The 14,823-nt window shown below is 69.8% G+C and carries 14 protein-coding genes; 7 read left to right on the forward strand and 7 right to left on the reverse strand.

All coding sequences use genetic code 11. The features are described from left to right. Positions 1-25: 25 nt before the first annotated feature. Both ACFWP7_RS37725 and ACFWP7_RS37730 read right to left on the reverse strand, forming a co-directional pair. Entirely contained in the window at positions 26-1,384 is a 1,359-nt protein-coding gene (locus ACFWP7_RS37725; protein WP_384391482.1) for an NAD(P)/FAD-dependent oxidoreductase, read from the reverse strand. 51 nt (positions 1,385-1,435) lie between these two features. After that, positions 1,436-1,705 (reverse strand): acyl carrier protein, encoded by a 270-nt coding sequence (locus ACFWP7_RS37730; protein ID WP_384391484.1) that lies wholly within the window; start codon positions 1,703-1,705, stop codon positions 1,436-1,438. 162 nt (positions 1,706-1,867) lie between these two features. Between ACFWP7_RS37730 and ACFWP7_RS37735 the strand changes: the two genes are divergently transcribed. Both ACFWP7_RS37735 and ACFWP7_RS37740 read left to right on the forward strand, forming a co-directional pair. Further along, the gene (locus ACFWP7_RS37735) at positions 1,868-2,668 is read left to right on the forward strand and encodes a 4'-phosphopantetheinyl transferase family protein (protein ID WP_384391486.1); all 801 of its coding nucleotides are present in this window, start codon (positions 1,868-1,870) and stop codon (positions 2,666-2,668) included. Then, positions 2,665-3,459, forward strand: a complete 795-nt coding sequence (locus ACFWP7_RS37740; RefSeq protein ID WP_384391488.1) for a thioesterase II family protein — start codon at positions 2,665-2,667, stop codon at positions 3,457-3,459. The genes ACFWP7_RS37735 and ACFWP7_RS37740 overlap by 4 nt, the downstream gene beginning before the upstream one ends. Positions 3,460-3,571: 112 nt before the next feature. Here ACFWP7_RS37740 and ACFWP7_RS37745 read toward each other — a convergent pair whose 3' ends face one another. The 5 genes from ACFWP7_RS37745 to ACFWP7_RS37765 form a co-directional block, all read right to left on the reverse strand. Next, positions 3,572-4,102, reverse strand: a complete 531-nt coding sequence (locus ACFWP7_RS37745; protein ID WP_384391491.1) for a flavin reductase family protein — start codon at positions 4,100-4,102, stop codon at positions 3,572-3,574. Between the two features lie 57 nt (positions 4,103-4,159). Then, positions 4,160-5,635 (reverse strand): amino acid adenylation domain-containing protein, encoded by a 1,476-nt coding sequence (locus ACFWP7_RS37750; protein WP_384391493.1) that lies wholly within the window; start codon positions 5,633-5,635, stop codon positions 4,160-4,162. Next, positions 5,632-6,771: an acyl-CoA dehydrogenase family protein gene (locus tag ACFWP7_RS37755; protein ID WP_384391496.1), complete on the reverse strand. Its 1,140-nt coding sequence runs from the start codon at positions 6,769-6,771 to the stop codon at positions 5,632-5,634. The genes ACFWP7_RS37750 and ACFWP7_RS37755 overlap by 4 nt, the downstream gene beginning before the upstream one ends. A 53-nt stretch (positions 6,772-6,824) precedes the next feature. Then, a complete protein-coding gene (locus ACFWP7_RS37760; RefSeq protein WP_384391497.1) occupies positions 6,825-8,249 on the reverse strand; it encodes a citrate/2-methylcitrate synthase in 1,425 nt (474 codons plus the stop codon). 107 nt (positions 8,250-8,356) lie between these two features. Beyond that, complete coding sequence (locus ACFWP7_RS37765; RefSeq protein WP_384391499.1) at positions 8,357-9,706, reverse strand: cation:proton antiporter; 1,350 nt, start codon at positions 9,704-9,706, stop codon at positions 8,357-8,359. A 235-nt stretch (positions 9,707-9,941) separates the two neighbouring features. On the opposite strand from ACFWP7_RS37765, the gene ccrA reads away from it, so the two are divergent. From ccrA to ACFWP7_RS37790, 5 genes are read left to right on the forward strand one after another with little or no spacing between them, the layout of a single operon-like run. Continuing rightward, positions 9,942-11,321: a crotonyl-CoA carboxylase/reductase gene (gene ccrA, locus ACFWP7_RS37770; protein ID WP_384391501.1), complete on the forward strand. Its 1,380-nt coding sequence runs from the start codon at positions 9,942-9,944 to the stop codon at positions 11,319-11,321. Next, on the forward strand, positions 11,318-13,072 hold the full coding sequence (locus ACFWP7_RS37775; protein ID WP_384391504.1) for a 3-hydroxyacyl-CoA dehydrogenase family protein: 1,755 nt from the start codon (positions 11,318-11,320) through the stop codon (positions 13,070-13,072). Before ccrA ends, ACFWP7_RS37775 begins: the two co-directional genes overlap by 4 nt. 24 nt (positions 13,073-13,096) lie before the next feature. Continuing rightward, positions 13,097-13,264, forward strand: coding sequence for a hypothetical protein (locus ACFWP7_RS37780; RefSeq protein WP_384391507.1), 168 nt, complete (start codon positions 13,097-13,099; stop codon positions 13,262-13,264). Then, complete coding sequence (locus tag ACFWP7_RS37785; RefSeq protein ID WP_384391509.1) at positions 13,261-14,553, forward strand: glutamate-5-semialdehyde dehydrogenase; 1,293 nt, start codon at positions 13,261-13,263, stop codon at positions 14,551-14,553. The genes ACFWP7_RS37780 and ACFWP7_RS37785 overlap by 4 nt, the downstream gene beginning before the upstream one ends. Positions 14,554-14,568: 15 nt before the next feature. After that, the gene (locus tag ACFWP7_RS37790) at positions 14,569-14,751 is read left to right on the forward strand and encodes a hypothetical protein (RefSeq protein ID WP_384391512.1); all 183 of its coding nucleotides are present in this window, start codon (positions 14,569-14,571) and stop codon (positions 14,749-14,751) included. Positions 14,752-14,823 lie beyond the last annotated feature (72 nt).

Here is a 14,823-nt window from a genome sequence, read left to right on the forward strand (position 1 = left end):
GGCCGGCCGGCACCGGAGCCAGGGCTCAGAACTTGGCCGCGGCGGCAGGGGCCCTGAGGGTCCCCAGGTACTTGTGCCACAGGTGGTCCGGGTCGTTCTCCACCGCCTCGACGATCTCCCGCATCGCGGCGAGGGCCTTGGGCTCCCCGTCGTACACATCGCCCTGAAGCATCTTGAGGACGTCAAGGCGGTAGCGCGGGTCCTGGACGAACGCCGTGAAGAGGATGTTGAGTCGGTAGTAGATCGAGATGAACTCGTACCAGTTGGAGACGGCGCTGCGAAGCGTGCCGACGTAGGTGTCGAACCGCTCCTTGCGGAAGTCCCCGGCCTTGTGGGCCGCGATGATGTCGGCGGCCGCCAGGCGGGCGCTGTTCAGCGCGACGCTGACACCGCTGGAGAAGATCGGGTCGACGAACCGGGCCGCGTCGCCGATCATGAGGAGCGAGTCGTCGGAGACCTTGGTCATGGCGTAGCTGTAGTCGCCCTCCGACTTGAAGGGCTTGACCCTGCGGGCGTTCTTGAGGGCGTCCTGGAGCGGCGGCCGGCTGCCGATGGTGTCCCAGAAGAAGGTCTCCAGGTCGTTCTTGGCCTCCTTGAACCGCGCCTTCTGTGTGACGACACCGATCGAGGTGATGGTGTCGGTGATGGGTATCTGCCAGACCCAGGTGTCCTCGAGCGGCAGGAAGTGGATGAAGATGTAGTCCGACTGCTCCTTGTTGACCGCGAGGGCCTTGCGGTCGAAGTCGTCGAACCAGGTGTGCACCGCGTACTGGTTGAAGACCGGGTCGGGCTCCTTGACCTTGAGCTGGCTGCCCATCATGGTGCGGCGGCCGCTGGCGTCGATGACCATGCGGACGGGGACGCCGACGGACTGGTTGCCGACCTTCGCCTGAATGACGGGGCGATCCCGGTCGGAGAAGTCGACGCGGTTGACGCGGACGCCGTGGTAGACCTTCGCGCCCAGACTCTCCGCGTGCTGCAGCAGGATCTGGTCGAACTTCCCGCGGTCGACGTGGAAGGTGTGATCGCGGTCGACGCCGGCCTGGTCGCGCTCGCTGAAGAGGACCTCGGCGGCGCGGAAGTCGTGGTCCAGGCCCTGGAAGCCCATGTGGTCGATGTCCCGGTCCTCCGCCGAGGTCCAGGCGGCCCCGTACTTCTTGGGGAAGCCGGCGGCATCGACTTTCTCGATCGCTCCGGTCTCGATGAGCACGGGGGTGGTGGCCGGGACCAGCGACTCGCCGACGTGCTCGCGCGGAAAGGTCTCCGATTCGAAGACCACCACGGACAGACCCTCCTTGGCGAGGTAGGAGGCGGCGGTGGAGCCCGCCGGGCCGCCGCCGATGATGCCGATGTCGTAGTCGTAGTTCTCGGATGCCTCAGACAACGTGATCTCCTGTCGCGAGTTCGGTGGGAAGCGCGGGACCGTGTCCGCTGGTCAGTGGATGGGCGCGCGAAGGGACAGCAGCAGGTCGGTGATGCTGTCGAGGTTCTGGAAGTTGGTGCCGGTCAGCTCGGTCGGCGGGATGTTCGTTCCCAGCTCGTCCCGGATGAAGGTGAGCAGCTGAGCGGTGTTGATCGAGGTGAGGATGCCCCATTCGAGCAAGGGGGTGTCCGGGTTGATGCCCTGCGCGTCGGGCTCCGACAGCAGTCGCTCCCTGATGAACTCGGTGAGCTGGGCGATCAGTTCGTCGCGGGCACTGGCCACGCCGTACCTCCTGGAGATGCGTTGACGGGCGGGTGTCCCGCCGGGCGTTCAACGGTTGTTGATTTCAACGCCTGATGATGTCATTTCTCGATGAACTCTACTAGTGTTGAGTTCATCGTCAAGAGGCCAACTGGAAGCGACGACGAAGCGGTTGGAGATTCGATGACCCGAGCACGGCACGGCCCCCCTCCCGGAGAGGCGCACATCTGGGCCGTCCCCGAACCCGGTCCCGGGCCGCGGCGCGAAGCGGTGGTACGGCGCTGCGTCGAACTGCTCTCACCGGATGAGGTACGGCGCTGGCGGCACGTCGTTCCCTCGCAACGGGCGCTGTACGCCTCCGCCCATGCCGCACTGAGGGCCGTCACCGCCGCCTACAGCGGGCGTCCCGCAGACCGAATCGCCTTTGTGCGAGGGCGGTTCGGCAAGCCCTATGTGTCCGGCGACCCGGGCCTGCGGGTCAGCCTGTCGCACACCGACGGCATGTCCCTCGTTGCGGTGAGCCGTGACGGTCCCACCGGAGTCGACGTCGAGCGGATCAAACCCCTCCAGGATCCGGCGGGACTGCGCCGCCAGGTGCTCTCCGAATGGGAGGCGGCACGCTGGCCCGCGGACTGCGAAGACGACCTGCACAGCGGTCTGTTCACCCACTGGACCTGCAAGGAAGCCGTCCTCAAGGCGATGGGCAGCGGGCTGGCCGGCGACCTCACCGCGGTGCGGGTGACTCCGGGCGCGCGGCGTCGCGGACGGGTCACGCTGCACGCGGCTCCGGGTGCCGCCGCCAGGTCCTGGACCCTTCAACTCATCGACGTCGGACCGGAGTTCAGGGCCGCCATCGCGGTCGCGGACGGTGGCGAGGTCATCCGCCTGTTCACGCTCGCCCCCGGTGAGCGGCCGGTGCTGCGGCCGCCCCTCACGGCCCCTCGTACGATCCGTGCACCCCTCGACAAGGAGACTCAGTCATGAAGGTGAGCCCGCCCGGACCGACCACCGAGACGTCCTCTACCACGACCACCCCCGCCACGACGCCCGCGCCCGCCCGCCCGAGCCGTCCGACCCTGCTGTGCCTGCCGCACGCGGGCGGTGCGGCGCGGGTCTTCGCGAGCCTGGAGGCCGCGCTGCCGCCGACCACGAACACGACCCTCCTGGAACTGCCGGGCCACGGCGCCAGAATGGCCGAGCGGGTGCGCGACGACTTCGGCGCGGTCCTGGAGGATCTGATCCGAGGCTCAACCGCGCACACCACGGGGCAGTACGTGCTGCTCGGGCACAGCATGGGCGCGGCGTTCGCGTACGAGCTCGGCCGCTACTGGAGCGCCCTGGGCCGTCCGCCGGCCGCCGTCGTCGTGGTCGGCCGCAACGGCCCCACCGCTCGGCGGATCCTGCCGGACATCCACACCCTGGAGGCCCCGGCGTTCCTGGAGTCCGTACGCCGCCTCGGCGGCACCCCGCCGCAGCTATTCGACCACCCGGAGCTGCTCCGGCTGTTCGTCCCTGCGCTGCGGGCCGACTTCACCGTCTCGGAGACGTACGAACCGCTGCCCGGCCCGCCGTTGGACTCCCCGCTGTGGGTGTGCGCGGGCCTCGACGACCCGATGGTGGACGACGCCGGTCTGCGCGACTGGGAGAACCACGGCGCCGGCGACGTGCTGATCGAGTGGCTGCCGGGCGGCCACTTCCTGCTCGACGACCCCGCGTTCCACGCGTATGTGGCGGGAGTTCTCCAGACTCTGCCGAAGCCCGGAACCACGGGCTGAATCCGTCATTCACGATCCATCATCAGCACCGGAGCAGCTCCAGCGCGACGTGGGCGGTCATGAGCTCAGCTCATGACCGCCCACGGACATTGCACTCCGAAAGCCGACGGGGTCAGGCCGCCGGGTGGGTCCTCAATTCGGAGAACTGGGCGCGCCAGTAGGCCAGAGGCACGCGGGTCGTGCTGACGTCGCCGTGCACCAGGCGGCCGATCAGCACCTGGTGGTCGCCCGCCAGATAGCTGCTTGTCAGGACGCACTCCGCGGACGCCACGGTGGACTGGAGCAGGGGGACGCCGGTGCGTTTCCCCGGCGTCCAGGGCACGCCCTCGAACCGTTCGGGCACCGGCGACGCGAAGGTGCGGGCCGTCTCGGCCATGTCGACGGAGAGGAAGTTGACGGCGAAGGCCGAGCTCTGATGGATGGCCTCAAGCGTCGCGCTGGGCTGCTTGACGCAGGCCAGGAGCAGCGGCGGAGCGGCGGAGACACTGCACACCGCGCTGCACGTGAGGCCGCGCGGTTCGCCGTCGGCCGTCAGACTGGTGACGACGCTTACCCCGGTGGGCAGTGAACCCATCACGGAACGGAAGGTGTTGAGGTCCACCTGGTCCAACAGGAGCTCGGACGTGCTGAGTTGTTCAGGCATTTCCAGATCCTCGTCTCTGAGGCCGAGGCGGGTCAGGGCCGCGGAGTTCATCGGGCTTCACCGTGGGGCGATGGCGGCGATTTCGCTCGCCAGGGCCTGACGGTCCGTCTTTCCGTTTGCGGTCAGGGGTAGTTCGGTGACGACATGGATCGCGTCGACCACCATGTAGAGGGGTAGCCGGTCGGCGCATTCGCGCTTGAGTTCAAGGAGCCCCGGGCGCTCGGTCCCCTCCGGCACCACCACGGCATGGATCTTGGCGTCCAGGCCGCTGCCCACCACCAGACACGCCGCGGAGGCGACCTTGGGGTTGGCGGTGATCGTCGCCTCGATGTCGCCGAGCTCGATCCGGTGCCCGCGCACCTTGACCATGTGGTCGCGCCGCCCCACGTACTCCAGCATCCCGTCGGGCCCCATCCGGCCGATGTCACCGGTGAAGTACGGGCCCTTCTGCGGCTCCCGGCCCCAGTAGCCGAGCATCACGGTCGGGCCGCTGACCACGATCTCCCCCTCGCGCGAACGCGGCGGGTGCAGCCGGATGCGGTCGCCGGAGACGGCGGTGCCGATCGGCAGCGGACGGGTGCTGCCGAGATCCCGGTCGGTGACCTCGTAACTGGTGCACACATTGGTCTCGGTCGGCCCGTACCAGTTGAACATCCGCACATCCGGCCACGCTTTGCGCAGTTCGTGCACGTGCTGGATGGGGAAGGGCTCACCGGCGAAGACGCAGGCGCGCAGGGCCGCCGGGGGCTCACCGGCGAGCAGTTCTCCCCGCTGCATCATCAAGGTCAGCGCGGACGGCACCGAGTACCAGACGGTGATCTGCTCGCGGTGCAGCAGCGAGCCCAGCTGCACCGGGTCGTACGCGAGTCCTTCCGGGACCAGGAGGACGGAGGCGCCGGCCAGGAACGCCGCGTACAGGTCGAAGACGGAGAGGTCGAAGTTGAACGGCGCGTGGTTGGAGAGCCGGTCCTCGGCGGTGACACCGACCTCGGCGGCCGCCCAGTGAACGAAGGCGAGTGCGTTCCGGTGGCTGATGCAGACGCCCTTGGGCTCACCGGTGGAGCCGGAGGTGTACAAGATGTAGGCCGGGTCGTCGGGCTCGTTCCTGTGGACGGGCGGCGCGTCCTCGGCGGGGGCCTGCTCGCGTACGGTCTCGAAGGAGGCCAGCGGTACGGAGTCGTCCCAGCCGTGGTCCGTGGCGCGGCGGATGCCGTCGGCGTCGGTCACCACCACGGCGGGTGAGCAGCTCGCGGTGATGCGCTGCACCCGGGCGGCCGGGTTGACGGCGCTGATCGGCACGTAGATGGCGCCGACGCGCAGGGCGCCCTGCATCAGGGCGATGGCGTCGAAGGTCTTGTGACTCCACAGCACGACCCGGTCGCCGGGCCGCACACCGCGCCGGTGCAGCGCGGCGGCGTACTGATCGGCGCGGGAGTCCAGCTCCCGGTAGCTGAACACTCCGTGGGCCGAGCGCACGGCAGGGGAGTCGGGCGAGCGCCGGGCGGAGTCGATGACGAGCTGGTGGAGCCTCACAGGCCTATCTCCTTCACTATCAACTGACGCTGGATGTCCGAGGTGCCCGAGAAGATCGTGCTGGGGATGGCATCGCGCAGCGCGGCCTCGATGCCGTCCTCCCGCAGGTAGCCGCGGCCTCCGAAGACGCGGACCGCGTCGGCGGCGGACGCCAGCACGCCCTCGGACACGGCCAGCTTGGACAGGGCGATCGCGAGCACGGCGGAATCGCCCTGGTCCATGGACCAGCAGGCGCGGTACAGCAGCAGCCGGGCGCTCTCAAGGCGCAGCTTCATGTCCGCGATCCGGTTGGACACCGACTGGAACTCGCCGATCCTGCGGCCGAATTGGCGGCGCTCCCGGGCGTGCGTCACGCACTGCTCCAAGAGCCGGTCGAGCAGTCCGATGTAGAGCGCGAACAGACAGGCCCGCTCCCAGCCCATGGAGTGCTGGAAGATCGCCGCGCCCTGCCCGACGCCGCCGAGAACGTTCTCCTCGGGCACGAAGCAGTCCTCGAAGGTGATCGCACCGGCCGGGCAGGAGTGCATTCCCATCTTCTCGTAGGGCTGGCCTACGACGAGCCCCGGCGTGTCCCGGTCGACGACGACGCCTGTCACGCCGAGGAACCCCGCCTTGGGATCGACGGTCGCGTACGCCACGTACACATCGGCGGCGGGACCGTTGCTGACGAAGCTCTTCGTGCCGTTGAGCAGGAGACCGCCGTCGACCGGGGTCGCGATCGTGCCGAGCCGCGAGGAGTCCGAGCCCGCGTCCGGCTCCGTCATCGCGTTGCCCGCGATCAGCCGGCCCGCGGCCAGCTCGGGCAGCAGTCGCCGACGCAGGGAATCGCTGCCGAAGCCGTCGATCGGCACGGCGCAGGCGAAGGTGTGCGCCGCGGCGCCGAACACCAGGCCGGTGTCGGCGCAGCCACGGCCCACCGCCTCCACGACTCGCGCGGTGTCGAGGGCGCCGAGACCCTGCCCGCCATACTCCTGGGGGAGGCAGGACCCGAGCATGCCGATCTCGCCGAGCCGCAGCCAGTCCTTGCGGGTGTAGAAGCCGTGCCCCGCGCCGGGCGGCGCGGGGAAGGCGGCTCGGGTCGCGTCCAATACCTCGTCGTAGCGGGCCTGTTGGCCCCCGTTCCAGCCGAACTCCACATCTGCTCCTGGTGTACGGGGAAGGGTGGCGCCCTCCCTCATCGGATCGCTGGTCAGTGCTGGTCGGGGAGGTGGCGCAGATTCCGCGGACCGACGTAGCGCAGCCGCGGGTGGATGCGCCCCTGCTGGGCCCGCTGTTCCTCGACGTGGGCGAGCCAGCCGGGCATTCGGGCGGCCGCGAACATCGGGACGAACAGGTCGGTGGGCATACCGAGCAGGTGATAGATCGCGGCGGCGTAGCAGTCCACGGTCAGATAGGGGCGGGGCCCCTTCGAGGGGTGTGCCGCGGCTCGTACCGCGTCCAGGACCTGCAGGACGTGATCGCTGCCCGGGCTCCCGTGGAAGCGCCGGGCGGCTTCGCGCAGCGGCCGGACCCTGGGGTCCTCCTCGGCGTACGCGACCGGCCGGTTCCGCGCGGCGGAGGCCTGGTCGGCCCGTCCTCGCAGGTAAGCGGCGGCGCTGTCCGGGTTGTCGTCCTTCCGGGCCAGGTCGATCACCTGGGGGGCGGCGCCGCCGTGCAGGGGGCCGGTGAACGTAGCGAGCGCCACGGTGATGGTGGCGAAGGTGTCGGCACCGGTGCCGGCCGCGACCCGGGCCGCGAACGCGGAGGCGTTGCAGCCGTGTTCGGCCTGCAGGACCAGGCAGAGGTCGACCAGCTGCACGCGCTCCGGGTCGCGGGGCAGGCCCAGCATGTAGAGGATGTTCTCGGCGTGCGAGAGCTCCGGAGCGGGGCGCGGCAGTCGACGCCCGGCGCGGGCCGCCTGCTGGGTCGCGAAGATCGTGGGGATCCGTGCGACCAGGCGTTCCCGCAGGTCGATGTGGGCGGCGGGGTCGGCGTCCGCCTCCGCGGCGACCCCGAGTGCGGGGACCGCGGTGCGTAGTACGGACGACGCGCCTGCGTTGGCGTTGAGCACGAGGTTCGTCGAGACCATGGGCGGCAGCTCACGGGCCGCGGCGAGCCGGGCGCGGAAGGCGCTGAGCTCCTCCGGGTCGGGCACCCAGCCGCGGATCAGTAGATGAACGACCTCCTCGAAGGTCACCCTGCCGATCAACTCCCCGATGGGATAACCCCGGTAGGACAGCCGGCCGCGGGCCGGGTCCACCTCGGAGATGCCTGTCTCTCCGACGACCACGTCGGAGATGTCGGCCTGCGGGTCGCCTTGGAGACGCTCCCGTTTCGGGGCGGGGATCGTGACGCGGGGCAGTGCGGGGGCGATCGCCGACGCGTCCGGCGGGGCCTGGATGTGTGACAGCTCGGCGAGCCGTCCGTCGTAGAAGTCACGGAGCTGGCCCACGGAGTCGATGTGCTCGATGAGGCGGTCGTCGAGAGTGGTGCCCAACTCGTGCTCCAGATGGACCTGGAGCTCTACGGCCGTCAGGTTGTCCCAGCTGGCCACGGCGCGGAGCCGCAGCTCGTCGCCGATGAACTCCGACGGCATGTCGAGGACGCGGGAAAGCGTGCTGATGACGGGGTGCACCCGGGCCATCTCCTTGTCTGTCCGTCGCGTCTCCTGCTCGCGCCGGCGCGAGCCGAGCGACGTGGGGGTGGGGTGTGGCGTCACGGACCCGGGTCGGGCGGGTCGGTTCAACCGGCCAGATCCGGGGCCTGGGCCTGCCCGCCGGCCGGTTCGGGCACCCGCACTACGGAGGTGGCGGGGGCGGCGGGGTTGCGCGGGGGGACCAGATCCTTCCGCGTGCGCGGAAACAGATACGGGAGCAGGGGGCCGGTCATGGCCGTGGTGATCAGCGCCATGAGGACCATCTCGGTGAAGAGCGTGTCGTCGAGCACCCCCAGACTGAGACCGACGCCAAGGATGATCAGCTCGGTCAGGCCCCGGGTGTTCATCAGGACACCGACGCCCGTCGACTCCCGCCAGGAGAGCCCGAAGGACTTGGCCGGCACGCCCGCGCCGAGCATCTTTCCGATGATGGCGGCGGAGAGGATCAGGGCCAGTTCGCCCCAGGCGGTCACCGACATGGCCGCGACGTCGACCGAGAGTCCGGTGACGATGAAGTAGACGGGCAGCATGAGCTCGCCGGCATGCTGCAACGGGCGCAGCATCTTCTCCTCCAGCAGGGCCTGCGGCTTGCGGGGCATGACGAGGCCGAAGGCGAAGGCGCCGAAGATGGGGTGGATGCCGATCTTCGAGGTGGTGTACGCCGAGAGCAGCAGGCCCGCCGTGACCAGCGTCGCCAGGTAGACCCCTGTGCCCCGCCTGGACACCCGGGCGACGGCGCGGGCCAGTAGCGGACGCACGACAACGATCATCACGGCGCCGTACCCGGCCGACATCCAGAGGGTGTCGGTGAAGCCGGAGGGCCCGGACGCGGTCACGATCGCCACCACGCCGGCCAGCAGGCACCAGGCCAGGGCGTCGCCGAACGCGGCGCTGGTCAGGGCAAGCGCGCCGATACTGGTACGGCTGAGGCCGTTGTCCTTGAGGATGCGGGCCAGTACCGGGAACGCGGTGATCGACATGCTGACGCCCAGGTACAGGGCGAAGGAGAAGAAGGGCACTTCCTCGCCGTCGACGCGCGAGTGGTTCTGGTAGAGGACTGCGGCGACGGCCATGCCGAGCAGGAGCGGGACGAGGATGCTGCCCGCGGTGACCCCCGCGACGGAGCGCTTGCCACGGCGCATCGTCGACCAGTCCAGCTCCCATCCCACCGTGAACATGAAGAGGAGCAAGCCCAGTTGGGCGACCATGGATAACAAGGGCCTTGCGTTATCCGGAAAGAGACGTTGCGTCAGGTCACCGGGAAGCAGTCCGAGCAGACTCGGGCCCAGGAGGATACCGGCGGTGATCTCGCCGATGACGGCGGGCTGACGAACACGCCGGGCAAGGTGGGCGAGGACCGTCCCCGCGATGAGGATGCCGGCGATGCCGGCGATGGCGGTTGCCTGTAGAGCTTCGGCCTGGTGCGGCTGCGTCACGGCATCTTCCTTCGGCATCGGATGTTTGACAATTCACTACCCGCTGAACTCAACTGTTGATGAGTTTTACATGTGGAGTGGCGCTCGTACAAGGGGCCTCGGGTGGGGCGTCCGCCCGTGCGGCGGGGCTTGCGGGGCTTGCTGAGGCCCTGGCTTCGTGCAAAACTCCTTCCCTGTTGAGTTCATTGCGTGTTGAGTTTCTGTCGAGTGTGAACGCGGAAGGCGGTGCCTGACCATGCGTGAACTGGTAGAGGTGATCGAGTCCCCGGACTCGGTGCCTGCCGATGTGGCGGCCCTGGGAGTTCCCGAATCCTTCCGGGCGGCCGTTCTCCACAAGGAGGAGGCGGGGATGTTCGAAGGCGTGGAGCTGCGCGACCGTGCGCCGGCCGATTCCATTCACATCCAGGACGTGCCCACCCCGGCCCCGGGACCCGGCGAGGTCCTGGTGGCGGTCATGGCGAGCGCCGTGAACTACAACACGGTGTGGAGCGCCCTGTTCGCGCCGGTGCCCACCTTCGCCCTCCTTGAGCGCTACGCGCGCATCGGCGGCCTGGCGGCCCGGCACGATCAGCCGTACCACGTCATCGGCTCCGACCTGGCCGGCGTGGTCCTCAAGTGCGGTCCCGGCGTGCGGCGTTGGGGCGTCGGGGACCGTGTGGTCGCGCATTGCGTCTCGGTCGAACTGGAAGACGCGGAGGGCCACGGCGACCCCATGCTCGACCCCGAGCAGCGGATCTGGGGATACGAGACGAACTACGGCGGGCTCGCCGAACTCGCCCTCGTCAAGGCGACTCAGTTGTTGCCCAAGGCCGAGCACCTCACGTGGGAGGAAGCCGCCGCGCCGGGCCTGGTCAACTCCACCGCCTACCGCCAGCTGGTCACCCGCAACGGCGCGAGCATGAAGCAGGGCGACAACGTCCTCGTCTGGGGCGCCGTCGGCGGCCTCGGCTCGTACGCGACCCAGCTCGCGCTGGCCGGCGGGGCCACGCCGATCTGTGTGGTTTCCTCACCCGAAAAGGCCGCGCTGGCACGCCAGTTGGGCGCAGAGCTGATTATCGACCGCAACGAGGAGGGCTACCGCTTCTGGCGGGACCCGCACACGCAGGACCAAAAGGAGTGGCGCCGACTCGGCTCCCGTATCAGGGAGTTGACCGGCGGTGAGGACGTCGACATCGTCTTCGAACACCCCGGCCGGGAGACCTTCGGCGCCTCCGTGTACGTCACCCGGCGCGGCGGCACCATCGTGACCTGCGCCTCCACGGCCGGCTACACCCACGAGTACGACAACCGCTACCTCTGGATGAGCCTCAAGCGCATCGTCGGTTCCCACTGTGCCAACTACCGCGAGGCGTGGGAGGCCAACCGCCTGATCGCCAAGGGCCGGATCCACCCCACTCTGTCGCGGACGTACTCCCTCGACGAGGTCGGCCGGGCAGTCCAGTCCATCCACCGCAACGAACACCACGGCAAGGTCGGGGTGCGGTGCCTCGCTCCCGCCGAGGGTCTGGGCATCACGGCCCCCGAGTTCCGCGAGCCCCGCGAACAGGCCATCAACCGCTTCCGTACGACGCTGCCGCGGCCCGTGGCCCGCGACCTCAGCGGGGTGGCGGCGTGAACGGCCACCCCGAAGCGGGCGGCCATCAGGAAGTACTCGGAGTCGTCGGGCTCGGGACCATCGGCTGTGCGCTCGCCCGCAGGGCCGCGCTCGCCGGACTCTCCGTCATCGCACTGGAGCCCCGCGTCGAGGCGCGCACCCGGATACGGCAGCTGTTCGACTCCTCGGTCGTGGACGGCCAGGTCACGGCGGAGGAAGCGCTCCGGGCGAGCGGGCGTATCCGGCTCGCGGACCGTTGGGAGGAACTCAACGCGGCCGACGTCGTGGTGGAGGCGGTGCCCGAGCGCCGCGACACCAAGGTCGAGGTGCTGCGCGCGCTCGACCGGGTCTGCCCGCCCGAGACCGTCCTGGCCACCAGCGCCGCCGCCCTCTCGCTCAGCGACCTCGCGGCGGTGTCCGGCCGCCCGGGACGGGTCGTCGGCCTGCATCTGGCCCTGCCCACGGCCGGCCTAGCGGAGATCGGCCGCACGGTGATGGCCGACGAGTCCGCCCTCAATCGTGTCCGCGACGTGGTGCGAGGCATGGGACTGCGACCGGTCACCGTGGGCGACCGGGCAGGGCTGATCTCCACGTCACTCCTCTTCGGCTTCCTCAATCAGGCCGTCACGATGTACGAACAGCGGGTCGCGGGACGGGACGACATCGACGCCGCGATGCGGTTCGGCTGCGGGCTGCCCATGGGGCCTCTCGAACTGCTCGACCTGATAGGCGTGGACACCGCCTGCGACATTCTCGACGTCCTGTCCGCGCGGTGGGGCGAGCCCACGCTTGAACCGGCCCGGCGGCTGCGCCACATGGCGCTCGCCGGACTCCTCGGCCGAAAGTCCGGCCGTGGCTTCTACGACTACCGGGAGGGCGCGCACCGCACCTCGGGCCCCGGGCGGAAGTCGCCGGGCCAGTCGCCGATCCGCACGGTGGGCATCGTCGGGAGCGGCACCATGGCCACCGGTATCTCGGAGGTCTTCGCGTCCGGTGGCCTGGCCACCGTGATCGTCGGCCGGACCGAGGAGCGTGCCAGGAGTGCCCGGGACTCGGTGGCCGCGTCGACGGCGCGGGCCGTGCGCCGTGGCAAGCTGACCGAGGCGGAGCGCGCGACCACCCTGGAACGGCTGACTCAGAGCGGCGATCCGGCGCGGCTGGCCGACTGCGACCTGGTGATCGATGCCATCGCGGAAGACCTGGACGTCAAGAAGGAGCTCTTCGGCAAGCTGGGCGCGCTCTGCAAGCCGGGCGCGCTGCTGGCCACCACCACGTCCAGCCTGCCGGTGATCGAGTGCGGCCTGGCGTCCGGGCGTCCGGAGGACGTACTCGGGCTGCACTTCTTCAACCCGGCTCCGCTCATGCGGCTCGTCGAGGTGATCCCCTCCCTGCAGACCTCGCCCCAACACGTGCAGGTCGCACGGGACTTGTGCCACCGACTCGGCAAGCACCCGGTGCAGTGCATGGACCGGCCGGGCTTCATCGTCAACGCGCTGCTCTTCCCCTATCTCAACGGGGCCGTACGGCTTGCCGAGAGCCACTACGCCACCACCGACGAGATAGACGCCGTGATGAAGCTCGGGTGTGGCTATCCCCTCGGCCCCTTCGAACTGCTGGACATCATCGGCCTCGACATCTCGCTGAGCATCCAGCGCGTGCTGCACGACGCCGACCGCCATCCCGGTTCCCTCCCCGCGCCCCTGCTGGGGCACTTGGTGGCAGCCGGGCGGGCGGGACGCAAGACCGGAGCCGGATTCCGGGTGTACCGCTGACGGATCGACACATGGAGGCAGCACATGAACAGCACAGACTTCGACACAGTCGCTCCGGGACGCCAGGCCGACGCCCTCGCGTGGGTCATGCTGGCCGAGTTGACCGGATGCCCCGAATTGTTCTGGAGTGGGATCGCGACGGATTCACCCGGGTTGGTCGAACCCGCGCCGCGGGACGGAGGCGACCGGTGACCACCACGGCGACCGAGGCCACGGCCACCGTCCGAGGCGCGGCCCTGGCAGCGCGGGACGCGGCCGTTCGGCTGGCGGCCACGACCGGCGCCCAGCGGGACTTCGCACTGACCGCGCTCGCCGGCCGGCTGGCCGAAGCGGCGCCGCGCATCCTGGCGGCGAACGAACAGGACCTGGACGCCGCCCGGACCGCCGGGCAGTCGGCCACGGTTCTGGACCGCCTGACCGTCTCCCGGCAGCAGCTCGAAGGGCTCGCGGAGACGGTACGCGCACTGGCGGGCGAGCCTGACCCGGTCGGCGAGGTGGTGAGCGGCTCCGTCATGCCCAACGGCCTGGAGGTACGGCGGATCAGGGTGCCCCTCGGAGTCGTCGGCATGATCTACGAGGGACGCCCGAACGTCACCGTCGACGCCGCGGCGCTCTGCATCAAGAGCGGCAACGCCGCGCTGCTGCGCGGCTCATCGACCGCCCGGCGCACCAACGCGACCCTCGTCCGCGTGATGCGGGACGCCCTCGCGGGCACCGCCGTACCGGTCGACGCCCTACAGCTGGTTCCCGGGACGAGCCACGCCTCCGTGCACGAACTGATGTCGCTGCGGGGCCTGGTGGACGTCCTCATCCCGCGCGGCGGGCGGGACCTGATCGAGGCCACCGTCCGGCAGTCGGCGGTCCCGGTCATCGAGACGGGCGTGGGCAACTGCCATGTCTACGTCGACGAACACGCCGACCTGGACAAGGCGTTGGCCGTTCTGCTCAATGCCAAGACCCAGCGTCCGTCCGTCTGCAATGCGGTGGAGTCCCTACTCGTGCACGAGGCCGTCGCACCCGCCTTCCTGCCCCGGGCCCTGACGGCACTGGCCGACCACGGAGTGACCGTGCACGGGGACGAGCGGGTGCGCTCCTTCCACGAAGCGGTGGTGCCCGCGGGCGCAGAGGACTGGGAACGCGAGTATCTCGCCCTGGAAATCGCCGCCGCCGTGGTCGGCTCACTGGAGTCGGCCATCGACCACATCCGCCGGTACGGCAGCGGTCACACCGAGGCGATCGTCACCGACTCGCAGACCGCCGCGCGCCGCTTCGTCGCGGCGCTGGACACAGCGGTCGTGGCCGTCAACGCCTCCACGCGCTTCGCCGACGGAGGGGAGCTCGGGCTCGGCGCCGAGCTCGGTATCTCGACCCAGAAACTGCACGCGCGCGGGCCGATGGGCGTGACCGCGCTGACCACCACCAAATACGTCCTCGTGGGGGACGGGCACATCCGGGGCGGAGCCGCCGTCCCGCGGCCTTAGACAGGAGGTCCGGTCGTGTACGTACGCATCATTACCGAGGCGAAGCCTTCCCTGCGGCTTCTGGACGAGGACGAGGACGAGTCGGCGAAGGAGTCGCGGCTGCGGCTTCGCTCCTCGGTGATTCCGACTCCTTGGCTCGCTCTCGCGGGCGTGGAGGACGATCCCGCGGAGCAGCACATCGTCCGGGGCATCGACTGATCCGGAGCACTACGGTCCGACTTCGGCCCAGCGAAAGGGCGGGCACCGATGGCGAGTTGATGGTGTTTCCTC

It is taken from the genome of Streptomyces sp. NPDC058470, from assembly GCF_042721055.1.
GTDB lineage: Bacteria > Actinomycetota > Actinomycetes > Streptomycetales > Streptomycetaceae > Streptomyces.

Coding starts and splice junctions, on each gene's coding strand:
- ACFWP7_RS37735 (WP_384391486.1), top strand. CDS start 1,868: ATGACCCGAGCACGGCACGGCCCCCCTCCCGGAGAGGCGCACATCTGG.
- ACFWP7_RS37740 (WP_384391488.1), top strand. CDS start 2,665: ATGAAGGTGAGCCCGCCCGGACCGACCACCGAGACGTCCTCTACCACG.
- ACFWP7_RS37745 (WP_384391491.1), bottom strand. CDS start 4,102: ATGCCTGAACAACTCAGCACGTCCGAGCTCCTGTTGGACCAGGTGGAC.
- ccrA (WP_384391501.1), top strand. CDS start 9,942: ATGCGTGAACTGGTAGAGGTGATCGAGTCCCCGGACTCGGTGCCTGCC.
- ACFWP7_RS37780 (WP_384391507.1), top strand. CDS start 13,097: ATGAACAGCACAGACTTCGACACAGTCGCTCCGGGACGCCAGGCCGAC.